The following is a 5401-nucleotide window of genomic DNA, read 5'->3' as shown; positions in this document are numbered from 1 at the left end:
GAGTTCAGGCCGGCTTCGCCCCCCAGCGGGAGCCCGCTCCCCCGCCACATTCAGACCCGTTGTCAGCTCGCGGCCATGCGAGCCTTGCGCTTGCGCCGACTGATCAGGGCCAGCACCACGGCCACCGCCAGCACGGCGCCACCCACCTCCAGCCCTGTCTTGAACGGCCGCAGCGCCGAGCGAATCGGCGTCAGCGCCTGAGTGACATAACGCTTGTCCGCCTGGTCGAATGCCGGTTCCTCGCACTGACGGCCGAAATCCCAGGCCCATTCCACGTAGGGGCCGTCCTTCACATAACGCTGGTACAGCGCGCTTTGTTCTTCGAGGCTCGAGTTGTACCCCACCGCCCTGCACAGCACCGCGGCAAACGCCTGGCTGCTGTGCGGCAGATGATCGGCGGCCTGGCTGGCCAGCGCCGTGGCGACAAAACGGTAGTGGTAACGCACGTCCGGTTGAGCGGCGCTGGCCTGCTGGCGCTGGACCTCGCCGTCGGCCACCAGCGGCCCGACCTTCAGCTCCACCGGCTCAAAACTGTAGTTGCCGTCCAGGCTGGCGTAATCCGGCGCCATCTCGTAGCCCAGCAACTGCATTCCCGATCTGCGCGCGATCACCGACGCCTTGAAATACGCCTCGGCCCGGCTGGTCGGCCACCATTTGGATTCCGCATCCTGGCGCAACTGCCCATAGGTGCGGGCCTTGTCCTGCAGCTCGGGATTGTCGAAATAAGCCGGCGCCTCGTCGTAGCGTCCTTCGCGCAGCAAACGACGCCCCAGCAGGTTGCGCAGGTTCGCCGCCACCGACAACTGTACGTAGTTGTCTCGATCTTCCTGGCTCAACGGCGGCGGTGCCGGAACCTGGGCGTCAACGTACTGCTTGAGCTCCTCGACGGTCAGTACACGCTCGGCGACCGTCGCGGCGTCGTACCAATAGTTGTTCTGGCCGCGATAAAGCTGATCGAAAGCCTGCAGGTAGTCGCCTCTCTGCAAGGCCAGGATCGCGCTTTCGCCTTCGATCCGGCACTTGGGTTGTACCGTCTCGTAGTCCCAATCCGGCGTACGGCGGTCGCCCCAGGATTCGTCCTTCGGAAACGCCTGGGCGGCCTTGGCATAGGCGGCGGCCGCAGCGGATTTATCGCCTTCACGCAGCGCGAGCTTGGCCCGTACCCACCACGCCAATCCGCTGTCGCCGGCCTTTTGGGCAAATGCTTTCGCGCTGTCGTAGTCAGCGTGTTGATAACTCACTGCCGCCAAGCGGTCGGCATCATCAAGGTTGCCCTGGGCGCTGGCTTGCAACAGCTTGACGAGGGTTTTCTCGCCGGAGGGCTCTTCGCCGTCCCACCAGCCGACGCGGCTGAGCAGATAAGCAGTTACCAGGCGCTGCACGGCCTTCGCCTTGAGCAATTCGCCCAGGCGTTGTTCCGACTCGACACTGAGGCCGCCCGCCAGCTGCAACAACGAGCTGTAGCCGACCGGGGATCCTTGCAGGTTCTGGGTCGCGTACAGTCCGATGGCACTGTCCCAGTCATCGGAGGTATAGGCCACCCTGGCTTCTTCGCCCAGACTGGCGACGCCCAGCTCCAACGGGTCGCTGAAGCCGGCGATAGTCAATTCGCGAGCCTGGCGGAACGCCTGCCGTGCCTGATCCCGCAAGGCAGCCGGTTCGCCACGGCCAGCCTCGGTGCTCATGGCAAACAGCGCCCGTCCCAGGGAGTACGCCGCCCAGGTACTGCGCAACCGGCGCTCGTCGGCCGGCAGCGCCAGCAGCTGCTGGAACGATTCGGCTGCGCGCAAATGATCGCCGGCGTTGAACGCTGCCGCTCCGATTGCGTACAACCGCAGCTCGGCGGGCAGGTTGGCCGCTTCGGCGGCGACCTGCTCCATATCGCCGATTGCCCGCAAGCGCTCCACAACGGCTTGCTGCGGTGGGGTCAGGCCAAGCTGTTCGGCCTTGTTGCGTTGGTCCACGTAGGAAGACACGTCGTCGTAGCTGTAGTCAGGGTTGCGTGTCGCCTCCGTAGCCGGCTTCAACCCGGCGATGGCCTGACCAAGACGACTGACCTCGAAGCGAAAGCTGCCCTCGGGCAGCTCCGCCAGAGACTGGGCCCGGTTATCCAGCAGGCGCATCGGAAAATCCGGCCCGCAGGCCAATGCCTGGCACAGCGGTAAACCGAGGCTCAGGCACAGCAGGCGACGAGGCCACTTACGGGTAGACATTCATTCCTCCTTGGTCGATTTTTGTACAGCGCGCCCAGCCGATCGCCCGTTGGGCACCGGCAGCCAAGCGGCCTTCCTGGATGCGGGTGAAGGTAAGCAGTCCGGGGGTTTGTTGCAACGTATAACCGGCCAAGGCATCGACGCCATCACACCCGCCCACGGCGAGTGTCAGCCGCTGCGGCCAGGGGCTATCGAGATTGCCCTGGTTCACCAGCCGGATGTCATAGAGCCCGCCCTGCTCTTGCAGGCGCAGGGCCAGTTGACTGTCCAGGCGATCACCACGCGCCACCGCGCCAAGAGTGGCCAGGCTCCAGGCGCGCCGGTCCCCCGCCAGCGGCAGGCGAAACCAGATCAAACCGGCCAGATGCACTGGCGGCTCGGCGCGCAGTTGCGCGACAAGCCCGGCCACTTGTTGTGGATCGGCGAGCAACTCCCGGCGCTCGCCGCCGCGGTCGATAGGCACTTCGCTCTCAACCACCGGTGCGCCGTTTTCTTCGGTCAGCAGCGCCACGCCATAGGCCGGCAGGGCCAGGTAGAACGGTCGTGTGGTGAGGTCGCCCCAGCGTTCGGCCCAACGTTGAGCCTGGCTGGGATCGAACAGCCCCTGCCGCGGATCGCTGACCGCGTGTACCTGCAGGACGCTGCTGTCCACAGCCTTTAACAGACCGGGCAACTCGGGGCTGTCGAGCCAGGCCGGCAGCGCGGTGATGCTGAGCTGCAAGGCCGACGGCAAGGCCTGCCGCAAGCGGACAAGGAAGTTCCGATAGGCCGGCAGCCGTGCATTACCGGCATCGTGGTCGATCTCGATGCCCATCGGCGCCAGGCCCAGGGTTTGCCAGTCGGCCAGCAACTGCTGGATCCGCGAGATTATCTCGTCCTGATCGAGGGATCTGAGCTGGCCATCCAGGCGGATCACCGCGATCAACGGCCGACCGTCAGCCTTGAGCAATGCCGGATCGATCCGCGCGCGGCTCCAGCCGGCGCCCGGAAAGGCTTGCAGCGCCAGCACCCGCAGGCTGGAAAAGTCAGCATGGCTCTGGCTCAGCGCCAGTTCATGGGCCGGCGTCCACTGGCGTTGCCAGATATAAAGTTGCTGATCGAGGGCAGGCGGAGGGGGCTGATCGCAGCCGCTCAAAAACAACGCGGCGAGAGCCAACGAGAGCCTGTGGATAAAAGTCATGAAGCGCAGCCACCCCGGGAAAAGGCTGGCAGATTAACGTTTCCGAGGCTCCACAGAAACAAGTGGCGAGGGCAGCTGCACGCTCGCCACTTTGTGCCTGTTACTCAGGCCTCTTTTTGCAAGCCGACAACGGTACGCGGCATCCCCACGAACCCAGGCAAGGCTTCGATCCGCGCCAGCCACGCACGCACATGAGCGTAGTCCTGCAGCGAAACGTTGCCTTCTGGCGCATGGGCGATATAGCTGTAGCCTGCGATGTCGGCGATGGTCGGGGTGGCACCGACCAGATAGGCGCTGGTGCTCAGTTCCTGGTCGATGACTTTGAGCAGGTTGTGGGAACGCGCGATCACCTCCTCGGCGTTATGAGAAGCACCGAACACGGTGATCAGGCGCGCGGTGGCCGGTCCGGCATGCAATGGCCCGGCCGCTACCGACAACCAGCGCTGGACGCGAGCTGCGCCGACCGGGTCCGTTGGCAGCCAGCGGCCCTCGCCGTACTTGTTTGCCAGGTACACCAGAATGGCGTTGGAGTCGGCCAGTACTACACCATTGTCATCGATCACCGGTACTTGGCCGAACGGGTTGATGGCGAGGAAATCCGCTTGTTTGTGCGCGCCCTTGGCCAGGTCGACAAAATTGACCTCGACCGGCAACTCAAGCAAGGAAAGCATCAGCTGGACACGGTGCGCATGGCCGGACAGTGGGAAGTGATAGAGCTTGATAGGGTTCATGGTCGACTCCGCCGAGAATGACGCCATCGGTTTGCGGCGTCGATGGAGTCATCTTCTGCTCAAGCACGGAGCTATGGAATCACCTGCAAACGCAATCCATTATTTCTGCAGGCGAAACAATGTGTCAGTTCTTCAAGGCTGGATGTTCTCGTATTGCACTCACCATGAAGTCGACAAAACTGCGAACCCGCGCCGGCGCATTGCGCCCGCCCTGATACACCACGTGGATTGGCAATGGCGGCAGCTCGAAACCGGCCAGGACGATTTCCAGCTCGCCGGCCGCGATATTGTTCGCAACCTGATAGGACAGGACCCGGGTCATCCCCAAACCCTGGCACGCCGCACCGATGGCAGCCTGGTTGGCCGTGACCACGAGCCGGGGCGTGGGCCGGACCGACAATGGCTGACCGGCCTCGATGAACGTCCAGTTCCTCACCTGGCCGATGGCTGATGACGACACCACGGGCATCCGCTCCAGATCCTGCGGATGCTCGGGTCGGCCATGCTGGTCGAAGAACTCCGGAGAACCGCACACCACCCGCCGCACCTCGCCGACACGCACGGCATGCAGGCTGCTGTCGGGCAACTCGCCGATGCGCACCGCGACATCAATTCCCTCCTCGACCATGCTGACGGTGCGATCCAGCAGCAAGGCGTTGACGCAAACTTCGGAAAATCGCCTCAGGTAATCCACCAGCACCGGCGTGACGAACAACTGGCCGAACAGTACGGGCGCGGTAATCGTCAGCTGTCCGCGGGGCTGGGCGTGGCTGCCGGCCGCCGAATCCTCGGCTTCCTGCAAATCGCCGAGGATCCGCCGACAGTCCTCGAGGAAGCGCTGGCCCGCTTCGCTCAGGTAGACGTTGCGGGTGGTACGAACCAGCAGCGGCGTACCGATGCGCTGTTCCAGCGCCGCCACGGCGCGTGTCACGCTCGCCGCCGACAAGCCCAGGCGCCGGGCAGCCGCTGAAAATCCGCAGTCCTGGGCGACGGCGACAAACACCTGCATTTCCTGAAACCTGTCCATCCGTCCCCCGATGAGAAATCCTGATACAAGTTCTGCCTACGCCTCAAAGCCGCGCCGTACCGCCATTGTAGAGGGTCAGGCGGGCGAACCGCAGCCCGGCGCAAGACATCGTGCCGCCGAGGGCCGCTACGCTTGGTACCATCGAGCACATTGTCATGACAGATTAATGACCGAAAGGAAAACCCTGTGGGAGCGAGCCTGCTCGCGAAGGCTGTTTGTCAGTCGACATCTGCATCGCTGACAACCAATG

At 64.0% G+C, this 5401-nt stretch carries 4 protein-coding genes; all 4 read right to left on the bottom strand.

From position 1 onward, the window contains the following. Nucleotides 1-62: 62 nt before the first annotated feature. Entirely contained in the window at nt 63-2213 is a 2151-nt protein-coding gene (locus ACE04F_RS09975; protein WP_486106295.1) for a hypothetical protein, read from the bottom strand. Continuing rightward, nucleotides 2200-3393, bottom strand: coding sequence for a DUF3142 domain-containing protein (locus tag ACE04F_RS09970; protein WP_486106293.1), 1194 nt, complete (start codon nt 3391-3393; stop codon nt 2200-2202). Before ACE04F_RS09970 ends, ACE04F_RS09975 begins: the two co-directional genes overlap by 14 nt. A gap of 104 nt (nt 3394-3497) precedes the next feature. Further along, nucleotides 3498-4124, bottom strand: coding sequence for a glutathione S-transferase family protein (locus ACE04F_RS09965; RefSeq protein WP_486106291.1), 627 nt, complete (start codon nt 4122-4124; stop codon nt 3498-3500). Between the two features lie 124 nt (nt 4125-4248). Beyond that, on the bottom strand, nt 4249-5151 hold the full coding sequence (locus tag ACE04F_RS09960) for a LysR family transcriptional regulator (protein ID WP_486106289.1): 903 nt from the start codon (nt 5149-5151) through the stop codon (nt 4249-4251). Nucleotides 5152-5401: the final 250 nt, after the last annotated feature.

It is taken from the genome of Pseudomonas sp. AGC41 (genome assembly GCF_057334555.1).
This window is presented reverse-complemented; position numbering and strand designations above follow the sequence as displayed.

Bases quoted from the DNA above. Each gene is read 5' to 3' on its own strand.
- ACE04F_RS09970 (WP_486106293.1), bottom strand. From the start codon at position 3,393: ATGACTTTTATCCACAGGCTCTCGTTGGCTCTCGCCGCGTTGTTTTTG.
- ACE04F_RS09975 (WP_486106295.1), bottom strand. From the start codon at position 2,213: ATGTCTACCCGTAAGTGGCCTCGTCGCCTGCTGTGCCTGAGCCTCGGT.
- ACE04F_RS09965 (WP_486106291.1), bottom strand. From the start codon at position 4,124: ATGAACCCTATCAAGCTCTATCACTTCCCACTGTCCGGCCATGCGCAC.
- ACE04F_RS09960 (WP_486106289.1), bottom strand. From the start codon at position 5,151: ATGGACAGGTTTCAGGAAATGCAGGTGTTTGTCGCCGTCGCCCAGGAC.